General features: G+C 47.6%; 13 protein-coding genes and 1 pseudogene. 4 read left to right on the forward strand and 10 right to left on the reverse strand.

What is annotated here, in order from left to right; all coding sequences use genetic code 11:
* Window positions 1–12: 12 nt before the first annotated feature.
* The 3 genes from WBG78_RS25750 to WBG78_RS25760 form a co-directional block, all read right to left on the reverse strand.
* Window positions 13–1,014, reverse strand: a complete 1,002-nt coding sequence (locus tag WBG78_RS25750; protein WP_337329392.1) for a beta-ketoacyl-ACP synthase III — start codon at window positions 1,012–1,014, stop codon at window positions 13–15.
* Between the two features lie 123 nt (window positions 1,015–1,137).
* Entirely contained in the window at window positions 1,138–3,951 is a 2,814-nt protein-coding gene (leuS, locus tag WBG78_RS25755) for a leucine--tRNA ligase (protein WP_337329393.1), read from the reverse strand.
* Window positions 3,952–4,139: 188 nt separating this feature from the next.
* Window positions 4,140–4,535: a response regulator gene (locus tag WBG78_RS25760; protein ID WP_337329394.1), complete on the reverse strand. Its 396-nt coding sequence runs from the start codon at window positions 4,533–4,535 to the stop codon at window positions 4,140–4,142.
* A 140-nt stretch (window positions 4,536–4,675) separates the two neighbouring features.
* Between WBG78_RS25760 and WBG78_RS25765 the strand changes: the two genes are divergently transcribed.
* The 4 genes and pseudogenes from WBG78_RS25765 to WBG78_RS25780 form a co-directional block, all read left to right on the forward strand.
* The gene (locus WBG78_RS25765; RefSeq protein ID WP_337329395.1) at window positions 4,676–5,566 is read left to right on the forward strand and encodes a hypothetical protein; all 891 of its coding nucleotides are present in this window, start codon (window positions 4,676–4,678) and stop codon (window positions 5,564–5,566) included.
* A gap of 110 nt (window positions 5,567–5,676) precedes the next feature.
* Complete coding sequence (locus tag WBG78_RS25770; protein WP_337329396.1) at window positions 5,677–8,736, forward strand: ATP-binding cassette domain-containing protein; 3,060 nt, start codon at window positions 5,677–5,679, stop codon at window positions 8,734–8,736.
* Window positions 8,737–9,504, forward strand: a complete 768-nt coding sequence (locus WBG78_RS25775; RefSeq protein WP_337329397.1) for a YdcF family protein — start codon at window positions 8,737–8,739, stop codon at window positions 9,502–9,504.
* Window positions 9,505–9,658: 154 nt separating this feature from the next.
* A pseudogene (locus WBG78_RS25780) lies at window positions 9,659–9,952 on the forward strand (rhodanese-like domain-containing protein); the annotation flags it as partial.
* A 73-nt stretch (window positions 9,953–10,025) separates the two neighbouring features.
* Here WBG78_RS25780 and WBG78_RS25785 read toward each other — a convergent pair.
* The 7 genes from WBG78_RS25785 to WBG78_RS25815 form a co-directional block, all read right to left on the reverse strand.
* Window positions 10,026–11,579, reverse strand: a complete 1,554-nt coding sequence (locus WBG78_RS25785) for a hypothetical protein (protein ID WP_337329399.1) — start codon at window positions 11,577–11,579, stop codon at window positions 10,026–10,028.
* Window positions 11,580–11,587: 8 nt separating this feature from the next.
* The gene (locus WBG78_RS25790; RefSeq protein ID WP_337329400.1) at window positions 11,588–14,323 is read right to left on the reverse strand and encodes a TonB-dependent receptor; all 2,736 of its coding nucleotides are present in this window, start codon (window positions 14,321–14,323) and stop codon (window positions 11,588–11,590) included.
* Between the two features lie 147 nt (window positions 14,324–14,470).
* Window positions 14,471–14,797 (reverse strand): gliding motility protein GldC, encoded by a 327-nt coding sequence (gene gldC / locus WBG78_RS25795; protein ID WP_337329401.1) that lies wholly within the window; start codon window positions 14,795–14,797, stop codon window positions 14,471–14,473.
* A gap of 84 nt (window positions 14,798–14,881) precedes the next feature.
* A complete protein-coding gene (locus WBG78_RS25800) occupies window positions 14,882–16,846 on the reverse strand; it encodes an acetoacetate--CoA ligase (protein WP_337329402.1) in 1,965 nt (654 codons plus the stop codon).
* Window positions 16,843–17,787 carry a bifunctional riboflavin kinase/FAD synthetase gene (locus tag WBG78_RS25805; protein WP_337329403.1) on the reverse strand — a complete coding sequence of 315 codons (945 nt, stop codon included), beginning with the start codon at window positions 17,785–17,787 and terminating at the stop codon, window positions 16,843–16,845. The genes WBG78_RS25800 and WBG78_RS25805 overlap by 4 nt, the downstream gene beginning before the upstream one ends.
* A 21-nt stretch (window positions 17,788–17,808) precedes the next feature.
* The gene (truB, locus tag WBG78_RS25810; protein WP_337329404.1) at window positions 17,809–18,489 is read right to left on the reverse strand and encodes a tRNA pseudouridine(55) synthase TruB; all 681 of its coding nucleotides are present in this window, start codon (window positions 18,487–18,489) and stop codon (window positions 17,809–17,811) included.
* The gene (locus tag WBG78_RS25815; RefSeq protein ID WP_337329405.1) at window positions 18,489–19,301 is read right to left on the reverse strand and encodes an undecaprenyl-diphosphate phosphatase; all 813 of its coding nucleotides are present in this window, start codon (window positions 19,299–19,301) and stop codon (window positions 18,489–18,491) included. The genes truB and WBG78_RS25815 overlap by 1 nt, the downstream gene beginning before the upstream one ends.
* Window positions 19,302–19,304: the final 3 nt, after the last annotated feature.

Here is a 19,304-nt window from a genome sequence, read left to right on the forward strand (position 1 = left end):
GATGCGTTCTAATCACCATCGGATTAATGCAGACGCCCACGTAAACCCGCTGCCAAACGCTGCAAGACATACCAGATCGTTTTCTCTGATCCTGCCTTCGGCCCAGGCTTCGCTTAAAGCAATGGGAATGGAAGCAGCTGTGGTGTTGCCGTAACGCATGATATTATTATATACCTGATCGTTCGAAAGTGAGAGTTTTTCCTGGATGTACTGACTAATCCGGAGATTGGCCTGGTGCGGGACAAGCAGGTTGATATCTTCTTTTGATAGCGAGTTGGCCTGCAGTGCTTCCGTTATTACCTCCGTAAAACGAACAACAGCATGCTTGAACACCTGATTACCATTCATTACAACTTTGTAAGTGCTGGTATCCAGGATCTGATCCGGCTGTCGTTCTGCGGCTGAACGACTGCTTCCGGGATCTCGTATATATAACTCTTCGGCAAAGTTGCCATCTGAATGCAGATGCGTTGAAAGAACTCCCTGACGGCCCGATGCCTGAACGATTGCCGCTCCGGCACCGTCACCAAATATCACTGCAGTGTTCCTTCCTCTGGTCGTCACATCAAGCGCAGTGGATTGAATTTCACCACCGACAACCAGAATGTTTTTGTACATGCCCGTTTTGATAAATTGATCCGCTACGGACAGTGCATAAATGAATCCGGAACAAGCATTTCTGATGTCCAGCGCCGCTATTCGTCCATCAAGCCCCAGCTCACGTTGCAACAGTACGCCCGACCCGGGAAAGAAGTAGTCCGGAGTAATGGTCGCAAATATTATGAAGTCAATATCAGACGGCTGGAGGCCGGCACGTTCAAGTGCCATGCGCGATGCCTTTGCAGCCATGTTTGCAACAGTATCAGTCGCAGGGTCGATCCAACGGCGCTCGCGTATTCCTGTCCGCTCAACTATCCAGTCATCGTTGGTATCCATGACTGTAGAAAGATATTGATTGGTTACGATCCTTTCGGGTACGTAATGGCCAAGGCCAACGATCCTGGAATACGGCATGCGGCTCTCTTTGGAGGGTACAAGGTACTAAATGTTAACGAATGCACCGCCTTCAAATCAAACTCCGTCACCCTGAGTTATGTTATCCTCAGGCTTAAGGACAAGAAAGTACTGTCAGTTCATCTAAATAACTACGTTAACAATACGGCCCGGAACGACAATAATCTTCTTTGGAGCTTTTCCCTCGGTCCATTTCTGAACGGCTTCTGAAGCGAGTACAACCTTCTCAATATCCTCCCGGGGCATATCAAGGGCAAAATTCATCTTGGCTCTGACCTTGCCGTTGATCGATATAGGATACTCGAACGCATTCTCCTTAAGGTACGACTCATCGTATATAGGGAACGTTGCATCGAGGAGGGGAGTGGTATGCCCCAGCAACTGCCACAATTCCTCGCCCAGGTGAGGAGCAAAAGGAGCGAGAGCAATTACAAGTGGCTCAAGTATCACCCGCTTGTTGCACTTCATACTATTCAGTTCATTAGAACAAATCATGAACTCGCTCACGGAAGTATTGAATGAGAATTGTTCGATATCGTGGGCCACTTTTTTCAGGGTCTTATGCAATACCTTCAGTTCCTGCTGAGTGGCCATCTCTTCCGATACGCGAAACACCCCCTGAGCATCATGGAAGAGATTCCAGAAGCGGCGAAGGAATTTATATACGCCGTCTATTCCGTGCGTGTTCCATGGTTTGGATATCTCCAGCGGACCGAGGAACATTTCGTACATGCGGAGTGTGTCAGCGCCATAACTGCTAACAATGTCGTCTGGATTAACAACGTTGTAATAGCGCTTCGACATTTTTTCGACTTCTGATCCACAGATATACTGACCCGCTTCCAGCTTGAACTCACTGTCACGCAGGTCATCGCGCCATGCCTTGAAGCGTTCGATATCAAGAACATCACCATTCACAATGGAAATATCTACGTGAATAGGAGTAACCTCATATTCCTTTCTCAGGTTGTAGGAGACGAACGTATTGGTACCATTAATACGGTATGCAAGCTTGCTAACTCCCTGAATGTGGCCCTGGTTGATGAGCTTTAAGAACGGTTCTTCAGCATCGACGTATCCAAGATCTTTAAGAGCCTTACACCAGAACCGGGAATACAGTAGATGTCCCGTTGCATGCTCTGATCCGCCGATGTAAAGGTCAACATCGCGCCAGTATTTCTGAGCACTCTTGCCACAGAACTCCTTATCGTTTTGCGGGTCCATGTAGCGGAACCAGTACCAGCTGGAGCCGGCCCAACCTGGCATCGTCGTAAGTTCGTAAGTATACCCATTGTAGTTCCAATCCTTTGCACGACCCAATGGAGGTTCGCCTGTCTCTGTTGGTTTGTAAGCGTCAATCTCAGGAAGTGTGACAGGCAGATCGCTTTCGTTTACTAATGTAGGAATGCCATCCTTGAAGTAGACGGGAAACGGTTCTCCCCAATAACGTTGCCTTCCGAAAATCGCGTCGCGCATCCGATAGTTAACGCGCCGAACGCCAATTTTCATAGTCTCAACTCGTTCTGCCGCCTTCTCAATGGCGTCGTTCCAGAGAAGTCCATTCAGGAAATCGGAATTGATCATCTTGCCCGACTTCGGCTCAAAGTTCTCTTTCGTGATATCAGCATGCGGACCCTCTAACACAGGAATGACAGGAAGGTCAAAGTGTTTGGCAAAAGCATAGTCGCGTGTGTCGCTGCAAGGAACTGCCATGACGGCACCAGTCCCATATCCGGCCAAAACATAGTCGGCCACCCAAACGGGTACTTTCTCACCGTTGAATGGATTCTTCACATACGCCCCAGTGAACACACCCGAGATGCGTTTCACTTCACTCATTCGTTCACGTTCGCTTCTGTTTTTAGCAATTTCAACGTATGAGGTAACAGCAGCCCGCTGGTCTTTAGTCGTGATCTTTTCTACGAGCTCGTGCTCGGGAGCAATAACCATGAAAGTAACGCCGTAGATAGTGTCAATACGAGTCGTGAATACCCGGACGGCCAATTGGTCGTCACTTGCGTTTTCGGTAAGCAACGGGAAGTCGAGCTCACATCCGACACTTTTGCCGATCCAGTTCTTTTGCATCTCGCGAACGGGCTCGGGCCAGTCGATGGTATCAAGGCCGCTGAGCAATCTTTCTGCATAAGCGCTGATCCTCATATTCCATTGAAGCATTTTCAGACGTTCAACGGGATAACCTCCGCGTTCACTTACTCCATCTTTTACTTCATCATTAGACAATACCGTACCCAATGCAGCACACCAGTTAACCATCGTTTCTGCCAGGTAGGCGATTCGGTACCGCTGGAGAATGTCTTCGCGCTGAACAGCGGTAAAGCTCTGCCATTCTTTCGCACTAAAGACAACTGCCGGTTCATCACAATATGCCTGAATTCCCTGGTTTCCATGCTTCTCGAAATGAGCAATCAGTGTCGCGATTGGTTCTGCCTTTCCATGATTCAGATCAGAGACTCCTGCGCGATTATACCAACTGTTGAACAGTTGCATAAAGATCCATTGAGTCCACTTGTAATAGCTGGGATCTGAGGTGTCAACTTTACGGCTCCAGTCATAAGAGAAGCCAAGATTGCTTAGCTGACTCCTATAAGTACTGATATTCTTTTCTGTTGTAACGCGGGGATGTTGTCCGGTTTGAATGGCGTATTGCTCTGCTGGCAATCCGAATGCATCGAATCCCATCGGATGCAGCACATTAAAACCCTTCAATCGCTTGTAACGCGATACTATGTCTGAGGCTATATATCCAAGAGGGTGGCCGACGTGAAGGCCGGCACCGGAAGGGTAGGGGAACATATCGAGAACATAATACTTCGGCTTAGGCGAGTCATTGCTCACTCTGTAATCGCCTCGCTGGTCCCAGATAGTCCGCCATTTTCCTTCAATACGCTTGATCTCTTCCTTACTATAGTCTGCCATATTTGCGAATAAGGGCGTAAAAATAGGGTGACAATTAACAATTGACAATCGTGAAGCGACAATTATGGCACGGCCGCGGAACCAAATTGGCGTTTCTGGCTACCAATTGAAGTTTGGAAAATAAAATGTCGCCTGGCAAATGAAATGTGCAAGCTTTGAGGTACGGACGAGCTCTTGCTCTGTTAACTTCAGATTATCTTTTTGAGATCGTCGATATCGGTTTGTTTAAGGGGTTTGGTAATGAACTGAATGACATTACTAAACGTGAAAGCCTGCTCACGATCTTTTGAGCTGTTTGAACTGGTGAGCACAACGATCCTGGCTTTTGACTGCACATGGGCCGGAAGTTCCTTAAACTGACGCAGGAAGGTGAATCCATCATACTCAGGCATATTCAGATCCAGGAAGATGATATCCGGAACCTCCTCAGACGCAAGTGTTTCAAGCCATTTCAGTGCCTCCTCTGCAGACTTATACAGGTATAGGTCGACTGAAAAATTGTAGACCTCAAGGAACCTCCGTTGGATGAAAAGATCAATATCACTGTCGTCAATCAACAGTGTTTTTTCCACAAGTCGCTGCATAACTTTTCTTTGAGTGGTGTACTTGAAAATCCAACCAAAAAGTAACTTGTCCGGGCAAAAAATCGCCTAAAATTACAAGGGCCGGTTTTAAAGCTATAAAAAATGTATTAAAATTGGAACTCTATAAACCTAACCATAACATGAAATTCCGGCACCTTACGTATTTTTCTTTGAGCGTCCTCGGCGCGTTTGGATTGGCGTCCTGCGGGTCGTCTTCTTCAGACAAGGACAAGAACTCCGCCGAGTTCGAGCAGGCCGATAGCCTGGGAAGTCATATTGAGGAATTGGCCTACATCATTCCTCCTCCTTCTGAAATTCCCTACCTGTTGCAGACAACCGGTGCCGAATTTAATGAAAGTCTTATTAATCCTCGCTCCAAAGCAGATCAGTACTCTTCCCGTACTGATAAAGCGGCCCTTAATCTCGGCGTATATTCGGCAGACATCGGATATTTGAGCTCCTACGACAAAACACAGGAAGCCATTGACTACCTGCAATCCGCTAAGACTCTGGCAGATGGACTCGGCGTTATTGGATCATTCGACGTGGAGGTCCTCAAACAATTTGAGGCAAACATCTCGAACAAGGACTCATTAACACACCTTCTCGACAGAACTATCAAAAAGACTCAGTCTTTCCTCAACGACGACAACAGAAACAAACTGTCAGCACTGGTAATTACCGGCAGCTTCGTTGAAGGCCTTTATATTGCAACGGGAGTGGTGAAATCATATCCAAAAGACCTTTTGCCTGATGATGCAAAGAACACTATTCTCACTCCGCTGATTCGCATTGTTCTCGATCAGAGAAAGTCTGTCGGCGAAGTAAACAAAATGCTTGCATCCATTCCTGAACAGGCGGAAGTAGTTCCTGGCCTGGTGGCCGACATGAAAGCGCTGGAAGCCCAGTACGCTGCCCTCAACATCGAAGAGCAAATCAAGAACAACAAAGCAAACCTCGTCCTGTCCGATAAGAACCTGGTCGAAATAACAAACATTGTTGAGCGTGTTCGCAAGAACATTACCGACTGATTGCAAGTTTGTAAATGATATAGATACAAGAAGGGACTGGTACCAACCGGTCCCTTTCTTTTTGAAATGTGATTTTGTTTTATCTTTAATCTTCAGACTCTTCTCACGTCATGAGCGAACCTCTTCTCAAAGCCATTCTTCGGTTGTTTGCAGTTGTTGCCGGTGAAGGCGAAGTTACTCATCAGGAACGCGATCAGATTCGCAGATTTCTGGACGAACACCTGAGCGAGAAGTCGGTTGATACCTATTTAAGAGTATTTGACGAATACGCCGCTGACAAAGAGGGACCGCCAACGCATGAGCTGCACGCCCACAAGAAACGACTGGAAGAGTTGTGTGATACTATTAATGCTGATTTGACGCAAAAGCAGAAAGTCGTCATCATTGTAGAATTAGTCAACATCGTTCAGGCTGATGGATCAATCTCCGATCGGGAACGCGAGCTCGTTCTCACTATCGGTTCGGCATTCAAGATCAACGTGGATGAGATTGAAGCGATCATGGCGTTTACACTCGGCCACACCGTTGATGATCTTAATAATGAAAAGATCCTGATCATTGATGACTCTGGTCCGGAAGCAGGCAGGCACTCACCTCACATTAAGCGTACCGGGCTGGATGGCCTTATTGCCGTCTTATACGTTAAGCAGGCTGAGTTCTTCTTTCTGAAATACGTCGGTAGTTCCGACATATATTTGAATGGCGTGCCTGTAAAGTCCGGGAAAATCGCCGTCTTCGCCGTAGGCAGCTTGTTAAGGTGGGAGAAAGATGAGCCTGTTTATTATGGCGACGTACTGGCAAAGTTTAAAAACTTCGGTCGCTTTCCCCGTCTCTCTTTCGAAGGCAAAAACCTAAGCTTTCGTTTTAGGAATGGAAAGCTTGGACTTCGTGAGGTGTCTCTGAATGAGGAGGCGGGCAAGCTTATTGCACTCATGGGAGGTTCCGGCGCAGGTAAGTCAACACTACTACATGTCCTGAACGGATCTGAGCGGCCTTCAGAAGGCCAGGTGCTTATCAACGGGATTGACATTCATAAAGAACCTGCAAAAGTTGAAGGTGTAATAGGCTTCGTCCCGCAGGACGATTTGCTCATTGAAGACCTCACTGTTTATCAAAATCTCTACTACGCAGCCAAACTCTGTTTCAGCAAGAAGAATGAACACGAGGTAGACTTCCTGGTAGAAAAAGTTCTCGAAGACCTGGGTTTAGTAGAGATCAAAGACTTAAAGGTCGGATCCCCACTAAAGAAGACAATCAGCGGTGGTCAGCGTAAACGACTTAATATTGGTCTGGAACTTCTTCGTGAGCCGGCTGTTTTGTTCTGCGATGAGCCTACCAGCGGCTTGTCGTCCCGCGATTCCGAAAATATTATAGACTTACTTAAGGAACTCGCCCTGAAAGGGAAACTGGTTTTTGCCGTGATACACCAGCCCTCGTCTGACATCTTTAAGATGTTCGACAAGTTACTCATCCTCGATTATGGAGGGTACCAGATTTATTACGGCAATCCCGTCGATTCGATAGTGTACTTTAAGCGCAGCATTAATTTACTGAACAGTGACGAGGGCGAATGTCATGAATGCGGAAATGTAAATCCAGAGCAGATTTTTAACATCATTGAGACGAAGGTCATAAACGAGTATGGTAATTTCACCAGCGAACGAAAGATATCTTCCGAGCAGTGGAATAAATTGTTTCGGAAAAATTTCCGGCCATTTAACAATCAACCGGCGAACGACGTTCCGCATTCAACATTAAGTATTCCGACGAGGTTTAAGCAGGCGCATTTGTTCTCGATGCGCGACATTCAGGCAAAGCTTCATAACCGGCAGTATATGGTCATCAACCTGCTGGAGGCTCCTCTGCTCGCATTCATTCTGGCATTCATCGTGCGGTACTATAACGCCGACGATACGATCCTTTCGGGCTACGTATTCAGCAAGAATCTGAACCTTCCTGCCTATCTCTTTATGAGTGTTATTGTGGCCTTATTCATGGGACTCACGGTTAGCGCTGAAGAGATTATACGCGATCGTAAAATCCTAAAGCGCGAGGCGTTTCTGCACCTTAGCAGAAGCAGTTACATCGTTTCAAAGATTTCAATACTATTTATCCTGTCTGCAATCCAGACGCTCACTTTTGTACTCGTTGGAAACTATGTCCTCGAAATCAAGGGAATGTTCTTCGAGCACTGGTTTATTCTATTCAGCACAGCGTGCTTTGCCAACATGCTCGGACTAAATATCTCTTCAGGGTTCGATTCAGCAGTTACTATTTATATTCTCATACCTCTTCTCTTGATTCCTCAGCTGATCCTAAGCGGTGTTGTCGTGAAGTTTGATAAACTGAATCCAGCGATAGGAAACACCGCTACTGTCCCGGTAGTAGGCGACCTGATGGCATCACGCTGGGCCTTTGAGGCCGCCATGGTAGCACAATTCAAGGACAATTTGTATGAGAAGCAATTTTACCTTTACGATAAAGTAATGGCGAATGCTGATTACAGAAAAGTTTACTACATACCTGAACTTGAAACACGACTTCAATATTGCCTGAACAACTATAAGTCGAAGATGCCTGATGTGCGTAGCAGGGTAGAGTCTGATCTGGCTCTCATCAAGAAGGAAACGCAAGCTCAGCTGGATTATACTGGCCAAACTCTGCCGGCAGTCGAACGGCTTTCAATCAATGAATTTGACTCTGCTACATTCGATGCGGTGAATGCTTTTCTGGAGAAGCTAAAGAAAATGTACATCATTAGATACAATCGTGCCGACGAAGAAAAAGAACGGATCATTTCTGAAAGAACAGCAACACCTGAACAGCAGGCAAGCTTCAATTTGTTCAAGGAAAGTTATCACAATGATGCAATAACAGATCTGGTGAAGAACACTTCAGAGACGCATCGCATTGTTGAGAGTGAAGGCAGACTTGTGCAAAAGATTTATCCTGTTTATAAAGAGCCGGAACCTGATCATGCCGTTGACTTCAATGCTCAGTTCTATATGCCGGCAAAGCACTTTCTTAGTAGAAATATTGATACCTTCTTCTTCAACACCGCCGTGATATGGTCTATGTCATTTTTCCTCGCACTTACATTGTATTTCGATGCGCTGCGCCGGGTTATTGAAGCCACTGGAAGAATTTCTAACCCTTTGAATAAAAGGTAAATGTTTTTCGTTCTCTCCAAGACAGTCGACTTTCTGGCGATGCCCTTTACGTGGGTCATTGTATGTGTTGTCATGTCCGCGTTCATTCGGAAACCAGTATTGAAACAGCGGCTCCTCTGGGTGGCACTCGTATTACTGCTGTTGTTTTCAAATCATTTTCTGGCAAATGAGGCCATGAGCGCGTGGGAGATCAAAACCATTCCATACGATCAGTTGAGATCTCATAAACTGGCAATAGTTCTAACGGGGAGTACCCTTCCTGACCGCTATCCCGAAGACCGTGTATACTTTGCGCGCGGGGCCGATCGTGTGATTCATACCGTGCAACTTTATAAGTTGGGAAAGGTTGAGAACATATTGATTAGCGGTGGCACCGGTCGGCTGGTTGGGGGAGAAGAACCGGAAGCAGACAAGTTTAAGAAGTCCATGATTTTGATGGGTGTTCCTGACAGTGTGATTATGCTCGAGAATGAAACCAGGAACACATATGAATCGGCAGTGGCGGTAAAGCCAATGCTGGATTCGATGCATTTTTCGTCCAGTCAATGTCTGCTGGTAACGTCAGCATTCCATATGCGCCGCTCGCTGGCATGCTATCGCAAGGCCGGACTGGATATAGAACCCTTCTCGACAGATTTTTATTCGAATCCGCGTAGCTTCTATCCGAATAGTCTGCTCATTCCTCAGCTGGATGCATTCTCTATCTGGCAAAAACTTTTCAAGGAATGGGTGGGGATGCTGGCCTATAAAGCGGCAGGTTATATCTAGATTTGATATGAGTCGTTTACATACAGTTGAATTATAGAGTATGAAATCACATTTAAAACTTTTGACGTTGGTTACGATGATTATTGCGGGCGTTGCCTGTGCGCAGCAACCAACAAATCCTGATGGCCCCGTCACCCTCGAGGCAAAGGAATTTCGTGATCGGTCCAAAAGCGAACCGAACGCAATCATTCTCGACGTTCGTACTCCCGAAGAAGTAAATCTAGGAATGATACCAGGGGCAAAACCACTGAACTTCCGGGCGGCCGACTTCTCCACCAAACTCGCAGAGCTGGATAAGAACAAAACGTATTTCGTCTATTGCAAAGGCGGAGGAAGAAGCAGCAAAACCATCGACCTGATGAAGAGCTCAGGCTTTAAGCACGTGCATGAACTAAAAGATGGCTATGATGGATGGGTAGACGCTGGGTACCCTGTTAAGAAACCTTAACCAAATCCACGTAAATTATTGCCCCGACCACAGATACTTTCATGAATCTGCGGCCGGGTGACAACTTGTTCCGTTATGGTATCGGCAATCCGGTTGCCTGATATTTGCTGAGGTCTGTCAATTTAAGAGTTGAGCCGAATCGCGTGTTGATAGCAGAGATGATAGCAGTCGACAGGAAAGCGTACCCGCGACTATTGGGATGAATGCCGTCTTCAGAATAAATTCCGGTGGGTGGATTAATGTTAGGAGTAATGGATACATTGTTAAACACCATGAGTTTGGCCGCTATTAATGCTTCAAGTGCCTGGTCTACATCTGCGTAAGCAACTCTTGTTGAATTGGCATCAGCTACTGCTTTGACGGTTGCGTTAAAGGCAGTTCTTGCCGATTCAATGGCCATTATCTCCGTTGGAATGAGCGCGTATTGATCAGGCAGCGGAACAGAAACGCCGTACACTTTTGTTGCATCGCCACCAATTGCAGTTCCTATTACTGAGCCCGCAGTAAAAGGCAGAATATCTGAACTTGTTGTCTGGCGGGCCCGGGCATAAGGAAGTAAGGCTGCGGCGGGACCGGCCATGTAGGGAGACAAATCCGTAAGTGTTTCATCAGTGATGAGAACAGCATTCTGACCTGACGCATAGGAAATCTTGCGTTTGGTTGCCTCTTCACTTGTAATAAGCCCCTTAGCAGCAACTCCGTCCAGAAATGCGTTGTAATTGTTGGCCAGCGAACTGGTAAGAGCTGTCGCAGTCGCGGCGTCAAGAGGTACAGCGTTCCAGGCAACCAATGTAAAGTGTGGCATCTTAAAGATGTTCGGATAGTTCACAACAACTCCTTTCAGGTTTGCATTGGAAGCAAGAAGGCCATTAACGGCCATCTTGTACTGCACGTCGAAGGCGCCTGCTGTAGTTAGGGGTGCCTTCGTTGGATCTCCTCCAAATGCCGCGTTTAACAGGAAATCGTCCATACCCAGCCAGAAGAGAAAGAATGACCCATGGGCCGCTATCGCATCAGTAAGTAGTGTAGAAGTTCCGGTGCCAGGGTAAGCCAGGCGTCCGTAAAAAGGACTGAAGCGCGGATCGGTACCTGCACCCGCCCAGTTGCCGGTTTCAGGAATGAGGGCGTGCCCCAACACGATTGCCTGAATACCAAAATTGTTGAGCGCCGTTTTACTTCCAGTATAGATGAATGAAGGATTAACTGCGGGATTGGGAATAGCCTCGGGACCAGACACCTGCGGCGTGGGACGCGGTGTTGCTCCTTGCAGCAACATTCTTCCCAGCACAACATTGCCGACAGGATTGGGAGTCACAAAAATATTAAACCCATTCGCGGTGTTGATACTGGGTTGGTTGAACTGATTGGGAGCTCCGGCACATTCAAATTGTTTGTTCAGAATTGCCGGAAGAGAATTGTTCTGTCCATCATTGAATAAAGCCCCGGCCTGAAAGCCGGCAGTATAGGAACTGCCGATGGCGATGAATTTGCTAAAGTCGGCCGACCCTTGAACAACCGATATGCAGTTGTCGTCGTCCGGGGCCACCGGTTCGTCAAGTTCTATAACGTCCTGGCTACATGCAAATGCCATGAACGGGAGGATGAATAACAGTGTATGTTTTTTCATGGCAGTGATCAGTTTAGGAATTCATCGAATGTAAGCGATATGTAGTATAGTTGACCAACGAAGGGCGCTCCGAGGTTAGTGCGATAATCACCCCCGCCAATATTGGTGCCTCCCACTTTAAGGATCGTCTTGATCGGCGCAATCTTGTAGCTGACCTGGGCGTCGACTACACCATATTCAGGTACCTGCCATATCCCGTACGACGACTGCCATTCAAAGTGGTCCTGCCAGCGATAGTTAACATTAAAGCCCAGATTCTTCACCAGCTTCCGGTTGCCGACACCGACTGAAAATTTGTTCTTTGGCGTGTTGAAATTTGCACGGAACTCAGGGCCTTCGTTTGCTTCAAAGTCTGCATAGTTCCAGCTGCCGTTTAAAACAAAATTACGTGGCAGGTTATAGGTTATGCCCAGGCCGACACCGTATGATTTTACATCCTCTGTTGAATTGGTATAAGGAGAGAACAACGTCCCTGCTGGAAGTGTTTTGCCCTGGTGAGTTGCCTCCTTTTTGCTCGCCACGATGGTGCCACCAATAAAGTCACGGTAATTTGTATAGTATGCATTCAGGTCCACCAGCAGTTTGGTCGCCACCACGCCTTTGTAGCCTGCTTCCACGGCCCAAAGTTTTTCAGGTTGTACATAGTCAAAATTCGAGATTTGCAGCAATGAAGGATTACCTCCGGTGGGAGTGCCCTCCGAACCAACCAACCGCCCGCCGGAACCAAGGTAATTGTTGTAAGAATCCTGCGTATAGGCCCCGCCGTTGTGAATGCCGTAGCGCTCAGCATTGGCTTTCGTGCTGCCTAATAACGTTCCACTTGAAGAGGGGAAGTAAATGAATTGAGCTTGTGTGTCAGGGTTTCTGAACCCCGTTTGAAACGAGGCCCGTATGTTGTGATTGTCGTTGAAAGTATAAACAGCCGAAACGCGTGGCGTTACCTGGCCGTTGAAGTTTTCATTCTTGTCGTATCGGATGGATGCAGTAAGTTTTAACGCTTCAGCGATAGTCTTGGATGCTTGAGTGTACACGCCAAATTCATTGATCCTGATTCGATGAAAATCGGTGCCATTGTCAGGATCTTCGTTGAAGATCGTGCCATCTGAGAATAGATCATACTGACGATAGTTGCCACCAACCTGGAGATCCATCCACGTGATCAGGTGCATGAAATTGTAATTAAATTCTACATGCTTCAACTTTGAGTTATCAAAGAATGAAGCGCCTGGTGGAGTTCTTTGGAAGAACCGACGGCGCACAGCGTTAACTGTATCCGTGAACTGCTTTGTACCTGCCAGAGGAATGTCCCGATCAGCATACGCGCGCGCAGATGCAGGATTTCCTGCAATGACGTCCCCTGTATACGAAGCATCTTCTTTGTATCCCTGCATTGCTTTAATGTAGTCAGGTACCCACGTTGTAGAGGGAGTAAACGCTTCATTGGCGTAAATCCCGAGAGCCGTCAGGTTGTACGAATCACCTGCGTCTGTTCCCGAAATGTAACCGCGTAGAAAGAAGTTGTCCCCTTTGAACTCAACTTTATGAAACTGCTGGCTGAAATCGCGTAGAACATACTTTTCAGTACCCTGGTAAATTGAACTGCCGCCGCCGTATCGGTAATTATACAGTACTTCAATTTTATCGGTTATCCGGTAGTGAAGGGCGACGTCACCTTTAATAGTTTTGGCATCGCGGTTATCCAGTAAGTCTTCTTCCCTGAAACCGGTTCGCGTAACAACTCCCACACTTGGCAATGGTGTGGCGATACGCAATTCATCACCGTAAAGGTTCAGACCATCGAAATCCTGATTGGCACTGAGATCTTCGGTTGACTCAGGATGGTTGCGCTCTGTTCGATAGTCGTTACCTAGCCAATCCGTTGCTTTCATGTATGAGAAGTTGACTTTGAAGGCGAACTTGTTATTAAACGCCTTGGCATAACGGATGGCATACTGGCCAAACGGATGCGACCCGCCGGCATCGGATGTCGTCAGCCCCACTTTGACCTGCCCGCTCAATCCCTGATAATCGAAGGGGCTTTTGCTTTGCATGATCAGAATTCCGTTGAATGCATTCGGTCCGTATAATGCCGACGCTGCTCCAGGGATAAGTTCCATACTCTCTGCATCGAGTTCGCCGAGGCCCATGATACTCCCCGTTGGAAAGTTTAGCAATGGCGCCTGTGTATCCATGCCATCCACCCACTGTACGAAACGTACGTTGGCGATCGTTGCGAAACCTCGTGTATTGACCGATGTCATATTGAGACTTCCGGAGTTGCTTGAAACTCCTTTGATGTTTTGCAGGGCGTCGTAGAAATCCGGACTTGACGATTGTCGGATAGCCAGCAGATCCACCTGCTCAATGGTAACAGGTGATTTCAAGATACCCTCTTCCACGCGCGAAGCAGAAATGACTACCTCCTGGCCCAGGACGGTTTGCTCTGCCAGTTTAACGTCCAGTGATGTGGTATTAGCATCGGTGACCGATATCTCCTGGGTGGCATAGCCGATATAGGAGAAAACCAGGGTGAGGGGAGGAGAATCCTTAGCCTTTAGGTTGAACTGACCTTCAGTGTCTGATATGGTACCCAGTACTGTACCTTTAACAATGATATTCACGCCAGCCAGCGATTCGCCCGAACTGGCGTCAGTGACTTTTCCGGAGACAGTGGTTTGCGCAATTGCCAGCGTCGATAAAGCCCACGTCCATAGGAGGAGGCTCAATCTGTAAAAATTGCTCATAGATTATTTAGTTAGTAGTTGCTCGCACCGGTGATAATAGGTGCACCGGTATTGATCAAAATACAAAAAAATAAACGAAAAACAATCGTTTGAGCTGATACGAAAAGGCACTTTATACCTGGCCAAAAGGTATTAACAAAGGCCAGATCAGGCCTTGCGCAGATGATCCACTAGCTTCTGACAGAGATTGTTCATCTCCTGCGACATGTATTCGTCTCCTGTCGCTGTGAGGACACTTTGGGCGAGACCACCCACGCAGTCGATATAGAAGCGCTTCATCTCCTCAACGGGCATATCCTTGGCCCACAGATCAATGCGCAGCGTATTCTTCTGGATATGGTCCCAGAGGGAAATGCTGATCGCCTTGGTTTCCGATTGTCCCTCGGCGGGTTTTTCGGTAGCATCCCATACGATTTTCTCGGGAACGTTGTTTTGATCCAGTTCTACTGTAAAATTGATAGTCGATGTCTTCATAAGCCGCGAAGTTATAGTGACTGGGGCCAACCCGCCGTTTTAATGGCGATTTTTTTTCGGGATGTGCGATGGGAGCATGATAAATTACATTCCGGCTGCCAGTGCGATGAAGAAGTCCAGGGACTGTGGATTCCTCAGAACATCGCGGTTGAGAGCCTTTGAAGGATTTGCACCCATCAATATCTTTTTCACCGGCGTTTCAGTCTTCTTGCCACTAATAGTAAATGGAATATCCGGAACTTCAACGATCTCATCGGGGACGTGGCGCGGGCTAAAGTTTTCTTTCAAAGATTGGTTAATACGTTTCTTGATCTGATCCGTCAGTTCCATACCAGGCTGCATAACAACGAACAGCGGCATCCAGAATTGACCGCCTTCCTTTTCGATACACACAATCAAACTATCTCGGACTTCCGGAATCAAATCAACGGCACTGTAAATTTCACTCGTTCCAATACGGACCCCACCACGATTTAGGGTTGCGTCAGACCTCCCATATATAACGATTCCATCGTGTTCTGTAATGCGGATCCAATCGCCATGGCGCCACACACCTGGAAATGTCTCGAAGTAACTCTCATGATAGCGCTTCCCGTCCGGGTCATTCCAAAAGAAAATGGGCATTGAGGGCATAGGTCTGGTAATGACCATTTCGCCAACACTTTCATTTACAGCCTTACCGTTGTCATCGTAAGCAAACAGGCTGCATCCAAGGGCCCGGCACTGGATTTCGCCCGCATATACAGGAAGCGTTGGATTGCCACCCACAAATGCGCTGCAGACATCTGTCCCCCCGCTCATGGATGAGAGCCATACTCCCTTCTTAACGTGGTCGTATATCCAATTAAATCCCTCCGCGGGCAACGTACTTCCTGTAGATCCGATTGAACGCAACGATGCAAAATTAAACTGGCGATTGGGCTCGGCATGCCTGCGAAGGCACGACATGATGAAGGCTGCGCTGACGCCAAAATGAGCGATGCGTTCCCGGTCAGCAAGTTGCCAGAGCGCGGAGAGATCCGGGTGACCGGGGCTTCCATCATACAGGACCAATGTACACCCTGAAAGCAGGCTACCATGAATATAGTTCCACATCATCCAGCCCGTGGTGGTAAACCAGAAGCAGCGTTCTCCGCGTTTGAAGTCATTGTGAAAAGCTCCATACTTCAGGTGTTCCAGAAGAATGCCACCCGTTCCATGCACGATAGCCTTTGGTTTTCCAGTAGTCCCCGATGAATAAAGGACCCAGATGGGATGATTAAATGAAACTCGTCTGCATTCCAGCACAGCTCCATCGATTCCAACTGTTTCCGGCCATAGGTGTTTTGTGATCGGGCTCTGACCTGGCGGTGTGTGATTGTCCCCGGCACTCACAAGTATAACCTGTTCAACCGAGGGCAATGATGCACACAATTCCTCTACTACATCAGTTGTGTTGAATGTTTTGCCGCCATAGTTATACTCAGTACAGGCGATCAGGATTTTGGGTTTGATTTGCCCGAAGCGTTCCACGACGGCGGCGACACCAAAGTCAGGAGAGCAACTCGACCAAACGCAACCCAGGCCGTTTGCTGCCAGGAACGAAATTGTGGCTTCGGGTATATTAGGCAGGAATGCCACAATGCGATCGCCGGTAGTAACGCCACTCCTTCGCAGATGCTCCTGAAAAGAAGCGACATCCTTGCGCAATTGTTGCCAGCTTATTTCCCTGGACTCACCTGACTCGTCGGTGGCAATGATAGCGGCCGTATCTGAAGTCTCGTTTCGGAATATGTGTTCAGCATAGCTTAGTGAAACACCTTCAAACCAGCGCGTGTCAGGCATAGCCATGCCGTTGGTGACGGGTTCAGCAACTCCGTCGTAAGTCACGTTAAAAAACTTCATCAGCAGGCTCCAGAATACTTCAGAGTGATCAATCGACCATTGCCAAAGCTCATGATAGGAGGAAAACGTGCGACCAGAGTGCTTACCTAACCATGTACAAAAGGCGGTGATATTTGCGCCTTCAACTACTTCTTGTGCCGGGGTCCATAGTTTGGAAGAACTCATTTCCATTGCTGGATGGATTCAAGGGCCGCAAGTGTTTCCGCCTTGTCAAGGTCAAGCTGATGTCTGAGTTCTTCTAAAGAACCAAAATGTATGTCGCCCCGCGTCTTCTGATGCAGGAATACCGTGAGCGTTTCACCATACAGATCGCCGTCAAAGTCAAACAAATGGACTTCAATATTTCTCTTCAGGCCATTGATGGTTGGGCGATTGCCAATGTAAAGCATGCCTTTGAACGTCCTGTGAAGATGCAATACGCTAACGGCATAGATGCCATCAGCCGGTATTAATTTGTTCGCACTGTCTATCTCCAGATTCGCTGTAGGATATCCCAACGTACGGCCTATACGATCACCCATTACAACCCGCCCGGTCAGGCTATACGGCCTGCCGAGCAACTGTGTGGCTATTTGTACGTCGCCGGCTTCCAGCGCCTCCCGTATTTTCGTTGACGAAACACCGACGTGATCCACATCCTGCCGGGGAATCTCTTCCACCTCAAAACCATATTGAGGGCCATTCTCCTTAAGCTGATCAAAACTGCCCTCCCGATTCTTTCCAAAATGGTGGTCATAACCTATGACCAGCTTCGAGGTACCGATAGTATCGACGAGGACATTTCGAATGAAATCTCCGGATGACAGTTGTGAAAATTCCTTTGTAAAAGGTATGCGAAGCAGGTGTTGTACTCCGTATGTCCGCAGACGCTCTGCCTTCTCTTCAAAAGTGCTGAGCAATTTGAGATGCGTATCCAGTGGATTCAGCACTAGTCTGGGGTGAGGCCAAAAGGTAATAACAACCGTCTCACCATTAGTCTTCATAGCGATCTCGTGGAGACGCTGAAGGATCTTCTGATGCCCAACATGTACGCCATCGAAGGTGCCGCTCGTTACGACTGCACAATCCAAACGCACAAAATCTTCAATGCTGTGATAGATCTTCATGAACGATACTCTGTGGCAAAGTTAACTCGCCGTGTCGCGTGGGTCAACGGCAATATCGTTTATATCGACCGCCCGTTCAAGGGTATAGGGCCCTATCCTTGTCCGGCATAGGGAGCTTAGATGCGCACCGACGCCAAGCGATTCGCCATAGTCCCGTGCTATGCTCCGAATGTACGTGCCTTTCGAACACACAATGCGAAAGAACACTTTGGGCGGTTGAATATCCGTGATCTCGAATGTACTGATCTCCACTTCACGTGGCGTTAGCTCAACCGGTTTCCCTTTCCTGGCAAATTCGTAAGCGCGTTTACCGCCAACCTTTATGGCCGAATGGGCAGGGGGGAGCTGCTGAATGCGTCCAATAAACGGTTTCGTTGCTTCGCGTATATCGCCTTCGTTGAGTTGGGAAATGTCTTTGCTCTCTTCAACCGGGGTTTCCAGATCGTATGAGGCAGTAACCTGTCCAAGAGTAAAGCTACCTGTATACTCTTTTTCAAGACCCATGAACTCTTCAATACGCTTCGTCATTTTACCGACGCATACAATGAGCAGACCTGTAGCCAACGGATCCAGCGTTCCAGCGTGCCCAACCTTCTTGGTCTTGAGCCTGAAACGGATTTTATTGACAACGTCGAACGATGTCCATGTCAGCGGTTTGTTGATCAGCAGTATTCTGCCTTCCGGGGCATCGGTCCCGGCCATCACACGATGGTCAGGCCTGCGCCCAGATAGTACAAAATGAGTATTATGGCACCGACAACAATCCGGTAAATGCCAAATACCCGAAATCCATGACGCGTGAGGAAAGTGATAAATGACCTGATTGCCAGCCAGGCAACAATGAAGGCTACGACATTTCCTACACCGAGCAGCATTGCTTCGTTGGAACTTACAGTGCCTTCATTGAGATAGAATTTCAAAAGCTTGTAGCCTGTTGCTGCAAACATGGTGGGTACAGCGAGGAAAAAAGAGAATTCAGCAGCCGTTCGTTTGTTCAGCCCCTGAGCAAGACCACCTATAATTGTAGCTGCCGATCTTGATACTCCTGGAATGAGTGATACTACCTGGAACAATCCGATTTTCAGTCCGTGCATGTATGTTATCTCCTGTGATCCCGAGGACTCGTTCTTCTTAAACCAGGCATCTATGAATAGGAAAATAATGCCACCTGCAATTAGCATGTAACCTACCACATCTACCCGCTCCAGTAAAGCATCGATATAGTCATTGAACAGCAGACCAATTATAGCAGCGGGAGCAAAGGCAACAAGAAGCTTCAAATAAAACTTAAAAGTATCAGCGATGGATCCTTCAGGAATGAAGCGCCTCCAGTACAAAACTATTACAGATAGAATCGCTCCAAACTGAATGGCCACAGTAAAGAGTTTCGTGAAGGGATCGGAGGCGATCCCCATTGCAGAAGAGCCGATGATCATGTGTCCTGTGGAGGAAACCGGTAGGAACTCCGTTAAGCCTTCAATGATGGCCAGAATAATAGCTTGAATGATGGTCATGCT

Source organism: Chryseolinea sp. T2 (genome assembly GCF_037203685.1).
In the GTDB taxonomy this organism is placed as follows: Bacteria; Bacteroidota; Bacteroidia; order Cytophagales; family Cyclobacteriaceae; genus Chryseolinea.